17 protein-coding genes are annotated in these 15,929 nt (G+C 38.3%); 10 read left to right on the forward strand and 7 right to left on the reverse strand.

What is annotated here, in order from left to right; translation table 11 throughout:
* Positions 1–32: 32 nt before the first annotated feature.
* The 3 genes from FPQ10_RS01220 to FPQ10_RS01230 form a co-directional block, all read right to left on the reverse strand.
* Positions 33–1,013 carry a superoxide dismutase gene (locus FPQ10_RS01220; protein WP_186278491.1) on the reverse strand — a complete coding sequence of 327 codons (981 nt, stop codon included), beginning with the start codon at positions 1,011–1,013 and terminating at the stop codon, positions 33–35.
* Between the two features lie 109 nt (positions 1,014–1,122).
* Positions 1,123–1,557 (reverse strand): YndM family protein, encoded by a 435-nt coding sequence (locus FPQ10_RS01225; RefSeq protein WP_144159019.1) that lies wholly within the window; start codon positions 1,555–1,557, stop codon positions 1,123–1,125.
* Positions 1,558–1,641: 84 nt separating this feature from the next.
* Positions 1,642–2,235 (reverse strand): DUF421 domain-containing protein, encoded by a 594-nt coding sequence (locus FPQ10_RS01230; protein WP_144159022.1) that lies wholly within the window; start codon positions 2,233–2,235, stop codon positions 1,642–1,644.
* Positions 2,236–2,414: 179 nt separating this feature from the next.
* On the opposite strand from FPQ10_RS01230, the gene FPQ10_RS01235 reads away from it, so the two are divergent.
* The 7 genes from FPQ10_RS01235 (at position 2,415) to FPQ10_RS01265 (ending at position 8,150) form a co-directional block, all read left to right on the forward strand.
* The gene (locus FPQ10_RS01235; RefSeq protein WP_144159025.1) at positions 2,415–3,665 is read left to right on the forward strand and encodes a D-alanyl-D-alanine carboxypeptidase family protein; all 1,251 of its coding nucleotides are present in this window, start codon (positions 2,415–2,417) and stop codon (positions 3,663–3,665) included.
* 174 nt (positions 3,666–3,839) lie between these two features.
* Positions 3,840–4,064, forward strand: a complete 225-nt coding sequence (locus FPQ10_RS01240) for a DUF2188 domain-containing protein (RefSeq protein ID WP_144159028.1) — start codon at positions 3,840–3,842, stop codon at positions 4,062–4,064.
* A 197-nt stretch (positions 4,065–4,261) separates the two neighbouring features.
* Positions 4,262–4,504 carry a twin-arginine translocase TatA/TatE family subunit gene (gene tatA / locus FPQ10_RS01245; protein ID WP_144159031.1) on the forward strand — a complete coding sequence of 81 codons (243 nt, stop codon included), beginning with the start codon at positions 4,262–4,264 and terminating at the stop codon, positions 4,502–4,504.
* Between the two features lie 463 nt (positions 4,505–4,967).
* Complete coding sequence (locus FPQ10_RS01250; protein ID WP_144159034.1) at positions 4,968–5,681, forward strand: hypothetical protein; 714 nt, start codon at positions 4,968–4,970, stop codon at positions 5,679–5,681.
* Complete coding sequence (locus FPQ10_RS01255; protein WP_144159037.1) at positions 5,678–6,427, forward strand: hypothetical protein; 750 nt, start codon at positions 5,678–5,680, stop codon at positions 6,425–6,427. The genes FPQ10_RS01250 and FPQ10_RS01255 overlap by 4 nt, the downstream gene beginning before the upstream one ends.
* 167 nt (positions 6,428–6,594) lie before the next feature.
* A complete protein-coding gene (locus FPQ10_RS01260) occupies positions 6,595–7,149 on the forward strand; it encodes a phosphoribosyltransferase (protein ID WP_144159040.1) in 555 nt (184 codons plus the stop codon).
* Between the two features lie 5 nt (positions 7,150–7,154).
* The gene (locus FPQ10_RS01265) at positions 7,155–8,150 is read left to right on the forward strand and encodes a DNA-processing protein DprA (RefSeq protein WP_144159043.1); all 996 of its coding nucleotides are present in this window, start codon (positions 7,155–7,157) and stop codon (positions 8,148–8,150) included.
* 239 nt (positions 8,151–8,389) lie between these two features.
* On the opposite strand, the gene FPQ10_RS12905 is transcribed toward FPQ10_RS01265, so the two are convergent.
* Complete coding sequence (locus tag FPQ10_RS12905) at positions 8,390–8,557, reverse strand: hypothetical protein (protein WP_186278492.1); 168 nt, start codon at positions 8,555–8,557, stop codon at positions 8,390–8,392.
* A 92-nt stretch (positions 8,558–8,649) separates the two neighbouring features.
* On the opposite strand from FPQ10_RS12905, the gene FPQ10_RS01270 reads away from it, so the two are divergent.
* From FPQ10_RS01270 to FPQ10_RS01280, 3 genes are all read left to right on the forward strand, one after another.
* Positions 8,650–8,856 carry a hypothetical protein gene (locus FPQ10_RS01270; protein ID WP_144159046.1) on the forward strand — a complete coding sequence of 69 codons (207 nt, stop codon included), beginning with the start codon at positions 8,650–8,652 and terminating at the stop codon, positions 8,854–8,856.
* A 102-nt stretch (positions 8,857–8,958) separates the two neighbouring features.
* Positions 8,959–10,902 (forward strand): AMP-binding protein, encoded by a 1,944-nt coding sequence (locus FPQ10_RS01275; protein ID WP_255439605.1) that lies wholly within the window; start codon positions 8,959–8,961, stop codon positions 10,900–10,902.
* 47 nt (positions 10,903–10,949) lie between these two features.
* Entirely contained in the window at positions 10,950–12,008 is a 1,059-nt protein-coding gene (locus FPQ10_RS01280; RefSeq protein ID WP_144159049.1) for a DmpA family aminopeptidase, read from the forward strand.
* An 11-nt stretch (positions 12,009–12,019) separates the two neighbouring features.
* On the opposite strand, the gene ypfJ is transcribed toward FPQ10_RS01280, so the two are convergent.
* The 3 genes from ypfJ to FPQ10_RS01295 form a co-directional block, all read right to left on the reverse strand.
* Entirely contained in the window at positions 12,020–12,874 is an 855-nt protein-coding gene (gene ypfJ / locus FPQ10_RS01285) for a KPN_02809 family neutral zinc metallopeptidase (protein ID WP_144159052.1), read from the reverse strand.
* A gap of 447 nt (positions 12,875–13,321) precedes the next feature.
* Positions 13,322–14,101, reverse strand: coding sequence for a Cof-type HAD-IIB family hydrolase (locus FPQ10_RS01290; protein WP_144159055.1), 780 nt, complete (start codon positions 14,099–14,101; stop codon positions 13,322–13,324).
* 179 nt (positions 14,102–14,280) lie between these two features.
* Entirely contained in the window at positions 14,281–15,927 is a 1,647-nt protein-coding gene (locus tag FPQ10_RS01295; protein ID WP_144159058.1) for an FAD-binding dehydrogenase, read from the reverse strand.
* Positions 15,928–15,929 lie beyond the last annotated feature (2 nt).

The raw sequence follows: 15,929 nt of genomic DNA on the forward strand, positions 1-15,929 counted from the left end.
AACGAACCTTTTTTAATGTTGATGGATGAAATTTAATAAGGTTGCCAAGTCACTCTTTTTGCTTGGTCAAATCGTTTAGCAACCGAATCCCAGCAAACTACATTCCACCAATTGTCTACATACTCATCTCGATTATTTTTGTATTGTAAGTAATAAGCATGTTCCCATACATCCAATACAAGTAGCGGAATGACATCCCACTGAGTTAGGACTTGGTGTTTTTCTGATTGTAAGATTTCTAACCGATGTGAACGGGGGGACCAAACGAGTATTGCCCAGCCAACACCTTCCACATTTTTAGCCGCTTCAGAAAAATGTTTCTTGAATGCATCAAAGCTATAAAAAGACTTCTTGATCTCTTTCAGTAAATCTCCTTTAGGCTTTCCGCCACCTTTCGGATTCATGATGTTCCAAAAAATCGTATGCAAATAATGACCTGCACCATGAAAAGCCGCTTCTCGTTCCCAATGCTTAATCAGATGATAGTCATTATTCCTTCTTGCTTTCTCCATCTCTCGTTCAGCCTTATTCAAGCCATCAACATAACTTTGATGATGTTTTTGATGATGTAACTTCATGATTTCGTTATCTATATAAGGCTCCAAAGCGTCGTATGAATAGGGTAGGGGAGGGAGTTTATGTTCTCCAATGGGAACGAACCCAGATGGTTTTTCTGAGATCTCCTTAGGGTTTGTTTTCATTTTCTTTTCTTTCATTGATTTTTGCTGCTCTTTCTTTGAATTCGATTGAAGGAGTGATCGATATCCATTATATAAAGCAGATGCCTCTTTTTGTAAGTCATTCATCAAATCTTTGTGTAGTTCTTGAGGGCTGTTTTTATAATAATTTACATCAGTCACTAGTTTATTGAACTGTTTTTGTATATTCGGGAGCGTATCGTTGTTGAGCACCACACTTGGATCTTTCTCAAGCTCTTGCATAGTATTATGAAATTGCTCGAGCCACTTTTCCATATCTACGACGTATTGATAAAGCGAATTACGGTCTTCCATGTTTTATACCTCCTTATGTCATCGTTTTATTGTATGTATGACATAGGTGAATGGTTATAGGAAAAAATCACTCCTGTTTTCTAGGAACAGAAGTGATTATCCTTTATTATTAATCAGTCCGATCCTCATCATCAATGAGTGGGTCAATTTCTTCTGAAACCTCTGTTTGTAAATTATATCTCCGTCTGTCTACATTGTTTTCTTCTTCCATTTGAGTCTGTACTGAGTTATGGAAAAACACTTCGAACAAAGTGACCCCAATTGCAGATAGCAGGCTTGCCGTAAATAAGTTTCCTTCAAATGCGTATGCATCCACTAAAAAGTAAATCAACGCAAAGCTCATAACGAAATCTACAACTGATGCAACCATATTATTGGTTCTTGGTAAAATGAGCAAATCGCCAATTAAATAAGAAGCAATCGAAAGAATCAAAGTGACCCAAAAAACACTCATGAAATTCACACCGAATATGATTCCGAGGATAATATACAGTAAAACTAACGTCGCAACGAATTTGCTTAAAATTAAACTGAAATGATTCATTTAGCTAACTCCTTCCCGATATTTACCTATAGCTTTTGAAATTCATCAAAAGTTATTCTTTCAATAGCATGGAAAAATCAATATCTACTTTAGATGATCAGGAGACTGTGGTGTTTCGACATTCTTTTTCATTTCATCAAAAATATTGGTTGTTTGTTGATGATTATTTTGATTTTGCTGAACTTGTAAACCTGTATACAAACTCATTAATTCCTTAAACTCTCTGACGGTAATTGGTTTTGCATCCGGAAACAATTCATAGCCGAGCTGTCCATTGGGTTCAAGGGTCGCTGTTTTCACATCACTAATCCGGGTGATTCCTTGTTGACGCAATCGCATTTCCAACTGATCGGCAGTAAAACGTAATTTTTTCATGTTTTTCGTTTTTAATTCACCTTGCTCAATCACGATTTTTGATTTACCTGTAATGAAGTTTTCCATGAAATTGAATTTTACTTGTAAATACTCCATCACGATTAACGCCAATATAAACATTGAAGCAGCTAACAACGTCCGCCAAACACTCGACTCTACAATGGGTTGAATAATAATGGACCCTATCGAAATCATGACAACTGTTTGAGCGAGTGACATTTGTGATATAGATTTTCTGCCGGCAAAACGCAACAAAAATAATCCTGCAACAACCATCAGAAGCGATTCCCAGACAACAACCATTCAACCACCTACTTTTGTATTGTTGGTTATATTTTGGATGTACAAGCGCATCTTATACCAATTGAATCAGATTGTAATAATCTAAATTTCCTTGATAAGCAATTGCACAATATGTTTTGATTCCTTATACTTTTAGTAGATGAAAACGACAAAAATCGATAAAATTTAGGAGCCTTCTGATGAATATACTGAGAATCATTTCAATAGTAATGATCATTTCCTTGTTGTTTTGTAGTAGTCCTGTTTATGCGCAGACTGAAGAAGAACTTGAATTATACAGTGAGTCAGCCATTTTAATGGATGCCAACTCAGGCGTTATCCTCTATGAAAAACAAAAAGACAAAGAAATGTACCCGGCCAGCATCACAAAAATCATTAGTGGATTGATCGCGATTGAAGAAGGCAACTTGGAAGACATCGTAACCGTCAGCCAAAAAGCACGGGAAGCCGAAGGGACACGCGTTTATTTGGAAGAGGGGGAAGAGGTAACACTGGAAAAACTTATCCAGGGGTTGCTTATTAATTCAGGAAATGATGCAGGAATTGCCATTGCTGAACATATCGATGGTTCAGAAGAGGCGTTCGCTGAGCGGATGACTGAGTTTGTCCAAGAAAAGGTTGGAGTAACCGACTCTACGTTTAAAAACCCACATGGACTTCCGGACCCCGAACATGTAACAACTGCTCATGATATGGCAAGGATTACTGCCTATGCGATGGAGAATCAAACATTCCGAGAAATCGTCGGGACAAAAGAATTAAAATGGGTAGGGGAAAGCTGGGATACAACCCTACGAAATCACCACCAGCTTGTTTTGCAGCGAGATGATGTGACAGGAGTGAAAAATGGCTATACAGATGATGCTGGATTTACTCTGTCAACAACTGCTGAAAATGATGAGATTGAGTTAGTCGTAGTCACACTTAATGCAGAACATCCGAGGCAAGCTTATATGGATACTGAGCGATTGATTGAATATGGATATCAATTCCAGACAGAAACAATACCAGCCGGTAAGGAATTCACGGATGAAGAGGGCGAGCAATATATTTTAGATGAAACAATCACTTTTACTGTTAAAAAGGGACAAGATTGGACAACTCAGATCAACACAGACGGCCTTTTGTCCATTAAAAATAAAGCCGATGAACTGATTTTTGAATATCAATTTCCATTAGAAGAAACCATGACGGATGATAAACCAGTGTACGGTTCAACAGCAGGAGGGGAGTTCAACCCAAATCCAACAGATTCTGATGGACCTGGATTATGGCGAATCATTATGTACACTATACTCTTTAGCAGCATACTGATTGTTGCTGGGTTGTTGTTTATGCGATTTAAGAAGAAAAGAACGACGAAACCAGAACAATCACCAATCGTTATCGAATCATACAAAGACCCTCGTCCTTGGCGGAAAAATTGGTGAGTGAAGAAAAAGAAGTTGAGAATAGGTTAGGGTGTTTGAGCGGTTAAGACACATTTTATAGATCGGACCAGAAATAAATATATTTTGTCATATGAATTTAACACGATAAATCGTTATTTCCACCATTTGAACGGGAAAATAATAAATATCATCATAAAAATGAGGTGAAGGATTATGGCAAATAACAATCCAACCGTTCACACAGTGCCGAATGGTAGTGAGTGGAAAAACGTTCAAGATGGTAAAACGATAGATTTATATGAAACAAAAGGGTTAGCTGTTGAAGCAGGACGTGAAAAAGCTAAAAATGATGAAACAGAACACGTCATTCATAACCGCAATGGAAAAATCAGCGAATCAAATAGCTACGGCAACGATCCATTTCCACCTAGAGGATAGTATTTTAAATAACTCTAATTAAACGTGATTGGATTCTTCTAGCAAAATACAGAACTTCTATCCATAATAAATAGAAGTTCTGTTTTATCTAAATTTAATGTATGAATTAAGATATTTCTTTAGCTTGAATTTATTTGATGTTATGATTAGATAAGTAAGGATAAGAATACGTCATTTCAGCAAGAGAGGTGTAATAAATGGGATTCACTCAAATTGGTATACCGGGATTAATTTTGATCGTTATTATATTATTAGTTATATTCGGACCGAAAAAATTACCTGAATTCGGTAAAGCAGCGGGTCAAACATTGAAAGAATTCAAAAACTCCACGAATGACTTAATAAGTGAACATGAAAAAGACGAAAAAGATGCAAAAGATGAAACTGAAGAAGATCAGTCCTCTGAAAATGTCGATCAAAAAACAGACAACCATTCATAAGATAGACTTTGATTATACAGAACGAGCAAATAATAAGAGGCTGGGACTAAACCTTCAAAGTTGACTCAGATACGAATAATATAATTTAGTAATCCGGAAATATCCGCTTCGGAAATATACTCCGCTTTTCGCGGGCAGCTGTTGAGCCTCCTCGTGCTTCGCACTGCGGGGTCTCACCTAGGCTTTTGCTCCCGCAGAAGTCTCCGTATATTTCCTACGCTAAGTTAGATTGCTATTCGTGTTTCTGAGTGTAAAACTTTAATTTGTCCCAGCCTCTTATTTTTTTGAAAACATTTTTAGTACCGACTGTTATACTGGTTTCATCAAGGGAGTAACAAGCTTACAAATAAAGGTAATATAATATTAGTGAATCAAAAGGTTCTACTTGGAGAACCACATACTTACAGTGTGATTACATACATTGCGATAATGAATGGTTCACATGATTTAAGTGAGGTGACTTATGGGAGACGTAAGTGTTATAACAACTATATTTACGATAATTTCTTGGATTTCTATTCTTGTGATTGCTTATTTCGTATATAAGAAATTACAAGAGAAACCTGCTTTTTGGAGGGTTTTAGTAGTTACTTTTATCGGTATATTTGCTTTTACGATCAACTTAGAGGTATTCGATTCCTGGATTCGGCTGCCAATCCTGCCGTTAGGTGTCTGGATTTTGATGGTCGTTTTTATAGGAAAGGAAAAGAGATGGGAAATTTATCGTCCTTTTGCTTGGATTGGATTTGCAGGTCAATTCATCTTTCTCTTCACTTCTTTGTTGACTATTCCACTCAATCATCTCGTTTATCCGGAAGATCAACTCTCTACATACATAGCGAATGCCGACCATTCTTCAGTCATCTCAACCCATCCATCGGCTGAAAAATTTTCATTTGATAAAAATGAGTTTGTTGAGCAATTGAAGGACTTGAAAAGGGAGACGATTTACAGCGACAAGTGGTATGAGGAAGTAACAATCAGTATGACTCCAGATGGTGAAGCTGTGGATGAACGGTTTCCATACTTTCTGACAGGAATCGATTCAAAGTGGGGAAGTGGAGTGAGTTCAGCTATTTACATAGAGAATGATGGAAGGGGTCTACTAATAACCACTCCAGAGAGTCAATACTATTTTCGATCAGATGAATTATTATTAAAGGTGGAGGACCAATGACAAAAAGAAAATTATTTATAATCACAGCTCCGGTCTTTATTCTGATGATCCTTTTCTTCATCTATTGGTTCTATTTTTCCAAGCCAACTGGGTTCCTATCAGATGAGCAATTAGTCAAGCAGATCAATGAAACGCTTCCTCAAGCTGAAGTAGACCGAATTCAGGACACCATCCAGTTGGATCGTGAGCACGTTTTTGTTCCATTTATATCTAAATCTGAAAAATACGGAGTCAGCTACTGGGAGTGGGGCAATAGAAAGTGGAAACCTATTCGCATAGATACAAACGGAGAACCTCTTATGTGGAAGATAGACGCTGAAAAACCGTCTACGTTCCATATTCTATGGAATTTTAACCCAAAAGACGGACTAAGCTCTCTGAAGTACTACATCATTCGAAACCGTAATTACCAAATTTCCGGTGGTAATCATAAGTACACACCACGGGTTCAAATTGAGCAAGAGATTCCTATAGGAGAGGATTCCTTTGGCGTGTTTGCCTTGCCTGATGATTGGCAATCGTTCTATAAAGATACTGCGAAGTTAGCCATTCCAAACAGACAAGGGTTGAATTTGTTTAATCACATGGACTTGAATCATTTAATCTATTTTGGCTGGACATCTTACAATGAATCTGATGAAGAAACCTTTCCGAAAAACTCGTTAGACGGACACGGACACGGATTCAGCAGTGGAGCTACGACGGATTTTGTCCGGTGGATTCATGAGAGTGATCTTGAGAAGTAACCACCTGAAAGTGATAGAGCAAGGTAGATAATAGTGCATCTGATGACTTTTTCCTTGTCAATTTTATATGATTCATAACAAAAATGGTTTCATCATACACATTACAGAAGACATCATAAGTATCACTGAACTTATGATGATTGAACGTATGATGAAGGGGAGAGTTTATGCCATTTTTGAATGAAGAATATAATAATCCTAATGAGATAATATTTTTAGATACTTATTATCCCTATCGGATTAAAGATGAGTGGGGTAAGTTAGTCAGAAATCCAAATTTCAATCCCTTTTCTGGCCTAGTGTTAGATTTAAAAGAAGGAAAACCCGGAGCAATTAACCATTTCTTTAATCTATTAAATCCCCATTTAAAAGATAATATTTTATTAACATACGTACCTTCTCACGATCCAGCTAATAAATACTCCGGTGTAAAAAGATTAGCCACAAAGCTCGCTTCACAAAACAATAGAGTTGATGCAACCTCTTGTTTAGTTAGACACTCTAAAATTGCAAAATTAACAAACGGAGGAGACAGACATCAAGAGGTTCATTTGCAATCGATTCATTTAGAGAATTCACATTTGATTGAAGGAAAAACAGTTCTTATTTTAGATGATGTAACGACAACAAATAACTCTTTGTTTGCTTGTCAAAAGATCCTCTTAGATAATGGCGCAAAGAAGGTCAATTGTTTAGCAATTGGTGAGACAGGAGGATACTAGTATAGATGTTACATACAGAACATATTCTTACTTTGTTAAAATTACCTGGTATCGGGAGAGTAAAAGTTACTGAAATAATCCATTCCGCTTATGAAACTCCTAGAAAATTAAATGAATTATGGGGATTAATCAAGCACACAAATAATAACAACGCTAAGATTAAAGTTCCTGAATGGGAAACGTTAGAAAAGTCTTACGAAAATGCAAAGCTCGAAATTGAACAATGCGAAAAATTAAACATTCATATTATTGGCATTTGCGATGATCTATATCCTAAACGTTTGAAACTAACCCAGGATGCGCCGGTATTAATCTATGCAAAAGGGAATCTTCATTGTTTAAATGATCAAAAGCTAGTAGCAATTGTAGGAACTCGTAAACCTTCAAAGTATGGAAGTACGTGTAGTCACTTATTTGGGAAGAATTTTGCAGAAGAAGGAATAGTTGTAGTAAGTGGCTTAGCAAAAGGAATAGATACTTCAGCCCATGAAGGTTGTATAGAAGTTAACGGGAAAACGATAGCAGTTCTAGCGCAGGGTTTAGATACTCCTATATACCCTAAGGAAAACCGGCCGCTTGCGGATAAAATAATAGCAGCGGGTGGATGTTTAATTAGTGAATATGGCTTAGGTGTGAGAGGAAGACCAAATTATTTCGTTGAGAGAAATAGAATCCAAAGTGGAATAAGTGATGGGGTAGCTGTAATTGAAACAGATGTTAAAGGCGGGACTATGCACACGGTGGGTTTTTGTCTTAAACAAGAAAAACCACTTGGTTGTTTAAATCATCCGAATAAATTTCTTGTAAATAATGATAAGGCTAGTGGCAACCAATTATTATTAGAAAAGAAACAAGCAATGCCTTTATTTACTCCAAAAGACTTTGAGAAATTTATTCAATGTTTTAAATATGTAGGAGAATCCAGTGAGGATTTGTGTTCCAAAAAAAATAAAAGTCATTCTACTCCTGATCAGGATGATGAGCAGTTATCTTTATTCTGATTCAACAGCGGGTAACTTCCAAAGCATTGTTTGACGGTGAAGAAACGTTAACTATATCGACACTTATCACATAGCTAGGACCAAAAAACTCGTTTCGATGAATGATATGACAAATTACCAAACTCGATATAGAAACATGCTTTATAGATCATTATCGGGACGAAAGCACTTGTTGTAGAATAAATTTATTTGGTAGTTTACATAATATATATTATCGGAAGTTAAATTAAAACAAATCATTAAGCAGCTTCAGTGTTTATTTCAAATCCTTCAGTGTTAATTGAGCTTGCTTCAGTGTTCATTTCATATCCTTCAGTGTTAATTGAGCCTGCTTCAGTGTACATTTCATAATCTTCAGTGTTAATTCCAAATCCTTCAGCGTTAACATTCAATCCTTCAAAGTTCATTTAAATTCCTTCCGACGTTCATACGTATTTGACAAATATTCATTAATCAGCAAATATATAAGTAATAATATTCAGATAAGTGAGGTGTTTTTATGTTGACAATTAATTGGTTTGACTTTATCACACCGACTACACCCTTTGCATCTATTATTTTCGGACTTGTATTTACGTTAATCATTGGTTTGCTCGTTTGGTTTGATACAAAAGAAATGAAAATGACGTCTATAGTCACCGTTGGATCTTTGTTGGTTGTTTTTACCGGCGTATATTTATTAAAAGCAATTGGTTTCTATGGATAAATCCCCTCCCCTCTCGATAAGTCTTTCCTTCTCAACAATGCGCATCTAAGTTATAATAAACATATATTCAGAATATTCTACACCGAATGCAGGAGGGATTTTGTGACAAAAGCAGTTTGGAATCCAAGTTCAGATTATGTAAAAAACACACGTCTTTATCAATTTATGCAACGGTTTAATCACGAAAATTATGATGAATTCTTTCAGGAAAGCATACAAGACATCGGACGATTTTGGGGTGAAGTTGACCTCGAATTAAACTTACAATGGTTTGAACCATATCAAAGTGTCTTAAATCTTGAAAACGGTAACAAATATCCCAAATGGTTTGATGGCGGTAAAATGAATGTTGCTTATAATGCCCTTGATCGCTTCGCAAATGATGTGGAAACACAAAACAATCAAGCAATTATTTGGGAAGGCGATAACGGAGAGGTTATCACGTATACTTATAAAGATCTTCAAGATCAAGTAAACCAAGTTGCCAACGGATTGGTTGCTCAAGGAGCTAAATCTGGGGATCGGTTTACAATATTTATGCCGATGATTCCTGAAACGGTCATCGCGATGCTCGCGGTTTCAAAGATTGGTGCTATCTTTTGTCCAGCATTTTCCGGTTATAAGTCTGAAGCGATTGCTACGAGAATCAATGGCGCTCAGGCCAGATATTTAATTACAGCAGATGGTTTTTATCGTGGCGGCAAACAAATCAATCTAAAGGAAGAAGCAGATCAAGCAGTCGCCGACTCCTCTTCCATCGAGAAGGTGTTTGTCGTACGTCGAACAAATGAAGAAGTTTCATGGAATGCGGATAAAGATGTTGACTGGGAACAATTAAAAACGTTAGATACTCATTTCGAAAGTGTTCATACAAATGGTGATGACCCTTATATGATCATCTTCACTTCTGGTACAACGGGTAAACCAAAAGGGACATTGCATACACATCATGGATTTCCAGTTAAAGCAGCGTTTGATGCGGGTGTCATGATGGATGTCACTGAACAAGACAATATTTTCTGGTATACAGATATGGGCTGGATGATGGGGCCTTTCTTAGTTTATGGTGGATTAATGAATGGTGCGACCATTACTGTTTTCGAAGGCACGCCAACCTATCCAGAACCTAGTCGGATTTGGGAGTTAGTTGAAAAGCATCAAGTGACTCATTTAGGAATCTCCCCTACTTTAATTCGTACGTTAATGACAATGGATGAATCGTATGCGACAAAGCATGATTTATCGACGTTGAAAATGGTCGGATCGACAGGTGAACCTTGGAACGACGAGCCTTGGATGTGGCTATTTGAAAAGGTTCTCAATCGCAAGGTTCCGATTATCAACTACTCAGGAGGAACGGAGATTTCTGGGGGTATCTTAACAAATGTGCTCGTTAAACCGATCGCTCCGGTGGCTTTTAATGCTGCTGTTCCTGGAATGGATGTAGATATTTATGATGAAAACGGCCAATCCGTAAAAAATGAAGTTGGTGAATTAGTCATTAAACAACCGTGGGTAGGCATGACGAAAGGATTCTATCAAGATAATGAACGCTATGAAAAAACGTATTGGAACCGTTATCCGGATACGTGGTGTCATGGTGATTGGGTCATTTGTGATGAGGAAGGTTTTTATACGATTACTGGACGGTCAGATGATACGTTGAATGTCGCTGGTAAACGGATCGGACCGGCTGAGTTGGAGTCCATTTATGTAGAACATGAAGCTGTTGTCGAAGCTGGTGTGATCGGAGTTCCACATGAAGTCAAAGGTGAATCTCCTATTGCCTTCGTCGTTATAAAAGAAAATCGCAAACCCGAAAGCGAATTGATTGAAGAGTTAACGAGCCATGCGATTCATCGATTAGGGAAAGCAATTGCACCTCGAGAAGTATATATTGTTGAGGATTTACCAAAAACGCGCAATGCGAAAGTGATGCGCCGCGCCATTCGGACGGCATATCTTGGTGAAGATGCCGGTGACTTGTCTGCTTTGGAGAACCCCGAATCAGTGGATTATATTAAAAGACTAAATACAGTAAAATAATAGTCAAAGCCCACTTTACGTGGGCTTTTCCAATGTAGGTGATTAAAATGAAAAAACAGTATCGATTAAGAGATTATGAGATAAAAATTGGACAGCTGCAACCAGGAAAAAAGAATGCGATAACAGACGTGAAAGGCGTACAAGTAGGTCATTCGACAATCAGAGAAGGAGCTATTCAAACAGGGGTGACGTCCATCCTGCCCCATTCTGGAAATCTATTTAAAGAAAAAGTCATAGGTGCTTCTCATGTTATCAACGGATTCGGAAAAACAATTGGACTTACCCAGTTGGATGAACTTGGCACAATCGAAACACCGATCTTACTGACAAACACATTAAGTGCCGGAATAACTGCGAACCACCTGGTCGATTATATGCTTGAGTCCAATCCTGAAATTGGCCGAACAACTGGTACGATCAATCCTATTGTCGGTGAATGTAATGATATGATTTTAAATGATATCCGACAGAAAGCGATATCGAAGCAACATGTTTTGGCAGCCATTGACAATGCAACTGATCACTTTGAAGAAGGTGCGGTCGGTGCTGGTAGAGGAATGGTTTGTTATTCCTTAAAAGGCGGTATTGGCTCTGCGTCAAGACTGATGACTATTGGGGAAAAACAATATACATTAGGTGTCTTAATTTTATCCAATTTTGGCAATCTAGGTGATTTAACGATGGATGGTCGAGCGATTGGCATGGAACTAGACAAACATTTAAATGATTCAAAATCACCTGATAAAGGCTCAATCATGATTATTTTAGCAACCGACCTTCCAGTATTCGACCGACAGCTGAAGCGCATTTTGAAGCGAACAGTTACGGGTCTCTCTAGAACAGGCTCAATCATCGGACACGGGAGTGGTGATATCGCGATTGGTTTTTCAACAGCAACAAAAATCCCACATTCACCGGTTCCTGAACCGTTAGCCTTTTCCTTTATTCATGAAGAATTGCTTGAAGATGCTTTCAGAGCTGCTGGTGAAGCAACTGAAGAGGCTATTTTAAATTCATTAGTGACAGCTAACACCGTGACAGGTAGAGATAAGAACACACGTTACGGAATCATTGATCTTTTAAATAAATATGGAATGAGCTTATAATTAAAAACTATTTATTGGTCTAAATCCAATGGTTGTCCGCCCTCGATCGTACCTTTTTCATAACCTTCTTGAAACCATGTACGCCGTTGTTCGGCTGTTCCGTGTGTGAAACTATCGGGGACGACATACCCTTGGGTCCTTTTTTGAATGGTGTCATCTCCAACAGCAGTAGCTGCGTTTAATGCCTCTTCGATATCACCCTGTTCCAAATAACCTAAATCTTCAACGTGATGCGCCCAAACCCCAGCGTAATAATCCGCTTGCAATTCAAAACGAACGGAATACTCATTGAATTCATTTTGACTAAGTTCCTGTCGCAATTGATTTAATTGCTTACTTTTACCAAGCAATGTTTGTACATGATGACCCACCTCATGCGCAATGACATATGCCATCGCAAAATCACCTGATGCGTTGAATTCCGTTTTCAACTGGTTATAGAAGCTTAAATCAATATATAACTTTTGATCGCCAGGACAATAAAAAGGACCTACTGCAGAGCTCGAAAATCCACAGGCTGTTTGAACTGCGTCCGTATACAGTACTAATGTCGGCTCCTTATAAGTCATGCCATTTTCTTCGAATCGTTCAGACCAGACTGCTTCTGTATCGTTTAACACCACCGAAACAAAATCTGCAAGTTCCTGATCTTCTTCTGTTTCTGTATAAGGAGCTGTCGTAGATTGTTGTTCCCCTTGGATGCCGAGTAATTGCTCTAAAATCATTGTCGGATTTCCGGTAATCAGTGCAATTGCCACCATAATAATGATTCCGACTCCACCAAGTCCGGCAATTCCCTTACCAGATATACTTTTCCCACGACGATCTTCTACGTTGCTACTCTTTTTCCTTCCTCGCCATTTCATATGTGAATCCCTCACCTTGCTATGTTCTATTTATTCACTTCCCCTTTCTGTAAATAGATATTCCTCAACAACTCGCTGGTTAAGTTATAGGCTCTGTTAAAGATTTGTGTTGGTTTTCAAATAATATAGAGCTGAGTAGTTGAATTTGAATCACATCGGTGACGATATCTAGCGGGCAAAATGAAAGATTTTCCGATAAAACCACACGTCCCATGGGGTAACATCGTTCTGCCGATAAACCATGTGAAGCCGTCGAAAAACTGAACGAAGCCATCGAAAAACCGAGTGAAGCCGTCGATAAATTGGACAAAGCCATCGAAAAACCGTGCGAAGCCGTCGATAAATCAGGGAGAAATCAATACTTAATCATCAACAGCGAACTTTAACAAAGCCAAGTTATAAACCAATCAACAAAAAAGCTTGGTGATATTCCACCAAGCTTTCGATTCAGATAATACCTAAGTTTTTCATACCATGATAAATGCCATCATCATCGACTGAGTGTGTCACATGTCGCGCAGCGGCTTTAACCTCTGTTAATGCATTCCCCATAGCCACACCATGTTCCACGTCCGTTAACATTTCAATATCATTCAGCCCATCACCAAAGGCATAAATGTTTTCACTCGGTACATCTAGGTGACTTAACATTTTTTGAATACCAAGCGATTTGGATCCGCCTTTTGGCAAGACATCCACGGACAATGGGTGCCAACGAATAAAATCAAAGTCTGTGAATTTTTCTTCGTATCTCGCTTCTTCCCCTTCTTCACAGAACAATAATGTTTGATATAAATCCCTACCTTTATAGTAGTACGGATCATGGGTAGGAAAATGATTGATTTTTAACGTCATTATACTCTCTTCGATAAAAGGATGTTCAGGTACATTTGCTTTCATATCCTCATGGTCCATAAATACAACAGGATGATTATGGTGAAGTGCATCATTTGTTAACTCAATTAATGAATCAATATTTAAAGGATTTGTAAAAATTACTTCTCCGTTTAGAACAACAAATTGACCGTTATAGCTCACGAACGAATCTAGAGCAAGCTCTTTCAGTAAATCTGTAAACATAAAAGGTGCCCGCCCAGTCGCTATAATAACATGATGACCTTGGCGTTTAGCTTCTTGAATGGCTTCCTTTGTAGATTGAGGTATTTCTTTATCCGAATTCAGGATCGTTCCGTCGATATCGATAAAAATAACTTTTTGATCTTTCATGTCAGTCACTCTTTTCTATTTATCAAAATGCTAGCTCTATTATATCGAGGAATATTAAAAACGCCAAATTATCACGAACCTAGTTTACATAAGAGTAATATGGTCACCTGTTCAGTTTACATAATAAAATTATACTCAACTATTCGGTTAACATAATAAGTTTATGATAATCTAGATTTCTAGAAGTTCCCAATTGTAGTGCCTGCGACTTTACCAGTGAATAAACAGCCACCCAGAAAGGTTCCTTCGAGTGCTCGGTAGCCATGGATCCCTCCTCCACCAAACCCGCTAGCTTCTCCAGCAGCATACAAGCCTTTCAATGAATTACCATCTTCACCCAAAACACGTCCTGATAAATCAGTTTGCAATCCGCCCAGAGTTTTCCGGCTCAGAATATTTAATCGGACAGCAATCAAGGGACCATTTTTAGGATCTAAAATTTTATGTGGTTTTGCTGTCCGGATGATCCGGTCTCCACGAAAAAATCGAGAACCTCTAAGAGCAGCTACTTGAAGATCTTTCGTAAATTTATGATCGATTTGTCGATCCCTTGCTACCAACTGGTGCTTAACTTTCTCATAATCGAGTAATTCCTCTCCACTCAATGCGTTCATTTTGTCCACTAAGGTTTCTAAGTCATCTTCAACAATGAAGTCTTCACCGTGTTTTTTAAACGCTTCTACAGGCTCTGGAGCACCAGAACCCAAACGCTTTAACAGTTGCTTAATGCTTTTACCGGTTAAATCCGGGTTTTGTTCGGAACCGGACAAGGCAAATTCCTTTTCAATAATTTTTTGCGTTAAAATAAACCAAGAATAATCATAGCCTGTTTTCATAATGGCTTCAAGTGTGCTTAATGTATCAAATCCTGGATAATTCGGAGCGTCGAATCGATTCCCTTCTGCATCTAACCAAATGGATGAGGGTCCAGGTAATATGCGAATGCCATGTGCAGACCAGACGGGATTCCAATTTTTTATCCCTTCTGTATAATGCCACATGCGGTCACGGTTAACGATTCGAGCACCTGCTTCCTCTGCAATTTCTATCATTTTACCATCTACATAATCGGGAACGCCTGAAAGCATACTCTTCGGTGGATTCCCTAGTCGCTTGGGCCAATTCCGACGAATCAAATCAAAGTTTGCTCCCACTCCACCACTTGCAACGAGTATTGATTCGGCGTTATATTGAAATTCGCCTGCCGGTTTTCTTGAACTTTTTTCTCCTCGATTAACGGGATCATCTATTAAAATAGTACCGGATACTCCATTAACTTCATTATTTTGGACAATTAACGTATCGACTCGGTGACGTGGCTTGTATGTAACGTTTCCTTTTTGAATATGTTCTTGGATACGTTTTTCAAATGGTGCTACTACTCCAGGACCTGTTCCCCATGTAATATGAAAACGAGGAACTGAATTTCCATGTCCATCCGCTAAGCCACCACCTCGTTCAGCCCAACCGAGGACCGGAAAGAATTTGATGCCCATCTTACGTAACCAAGAGCGTTTTTCACCTGCTGCGAAGTTTAAATATGCTTCTGCCCATTGTTTTCCCCAATAATCCTCGATATCTCGGTCAAAGTTCGCTGAGCCGAACCAATCCTGTCTAGCCAATTCATACGAGTCATGAACCCCCATTCGTCTCTGTTCAGGTGAATCAATCAAGAACAATCCGCCAAAGGACCACCAAGCTTGGCCACCGAATGAGCTTTCTGGTTCTTGGTCCAATAACAATACTTTCTTTCCTCGGTCAGCAATCTCGGCCGTCGCTACTAACCCAGACAACCCTGCTCCAATAACAATTGCATCAAACTTCATAT

The organism is Allobacillus sp. SKP2-8 (genome assembly GCF_007559355.1).
In the GTDB taxonomy this organism is placed as follows: domain Bacteria; phylum Bacillota; class Bacilli; order Bacillales; family Alkalibacillaceae; genus Allobacillus; species Allobacillus halotolerans.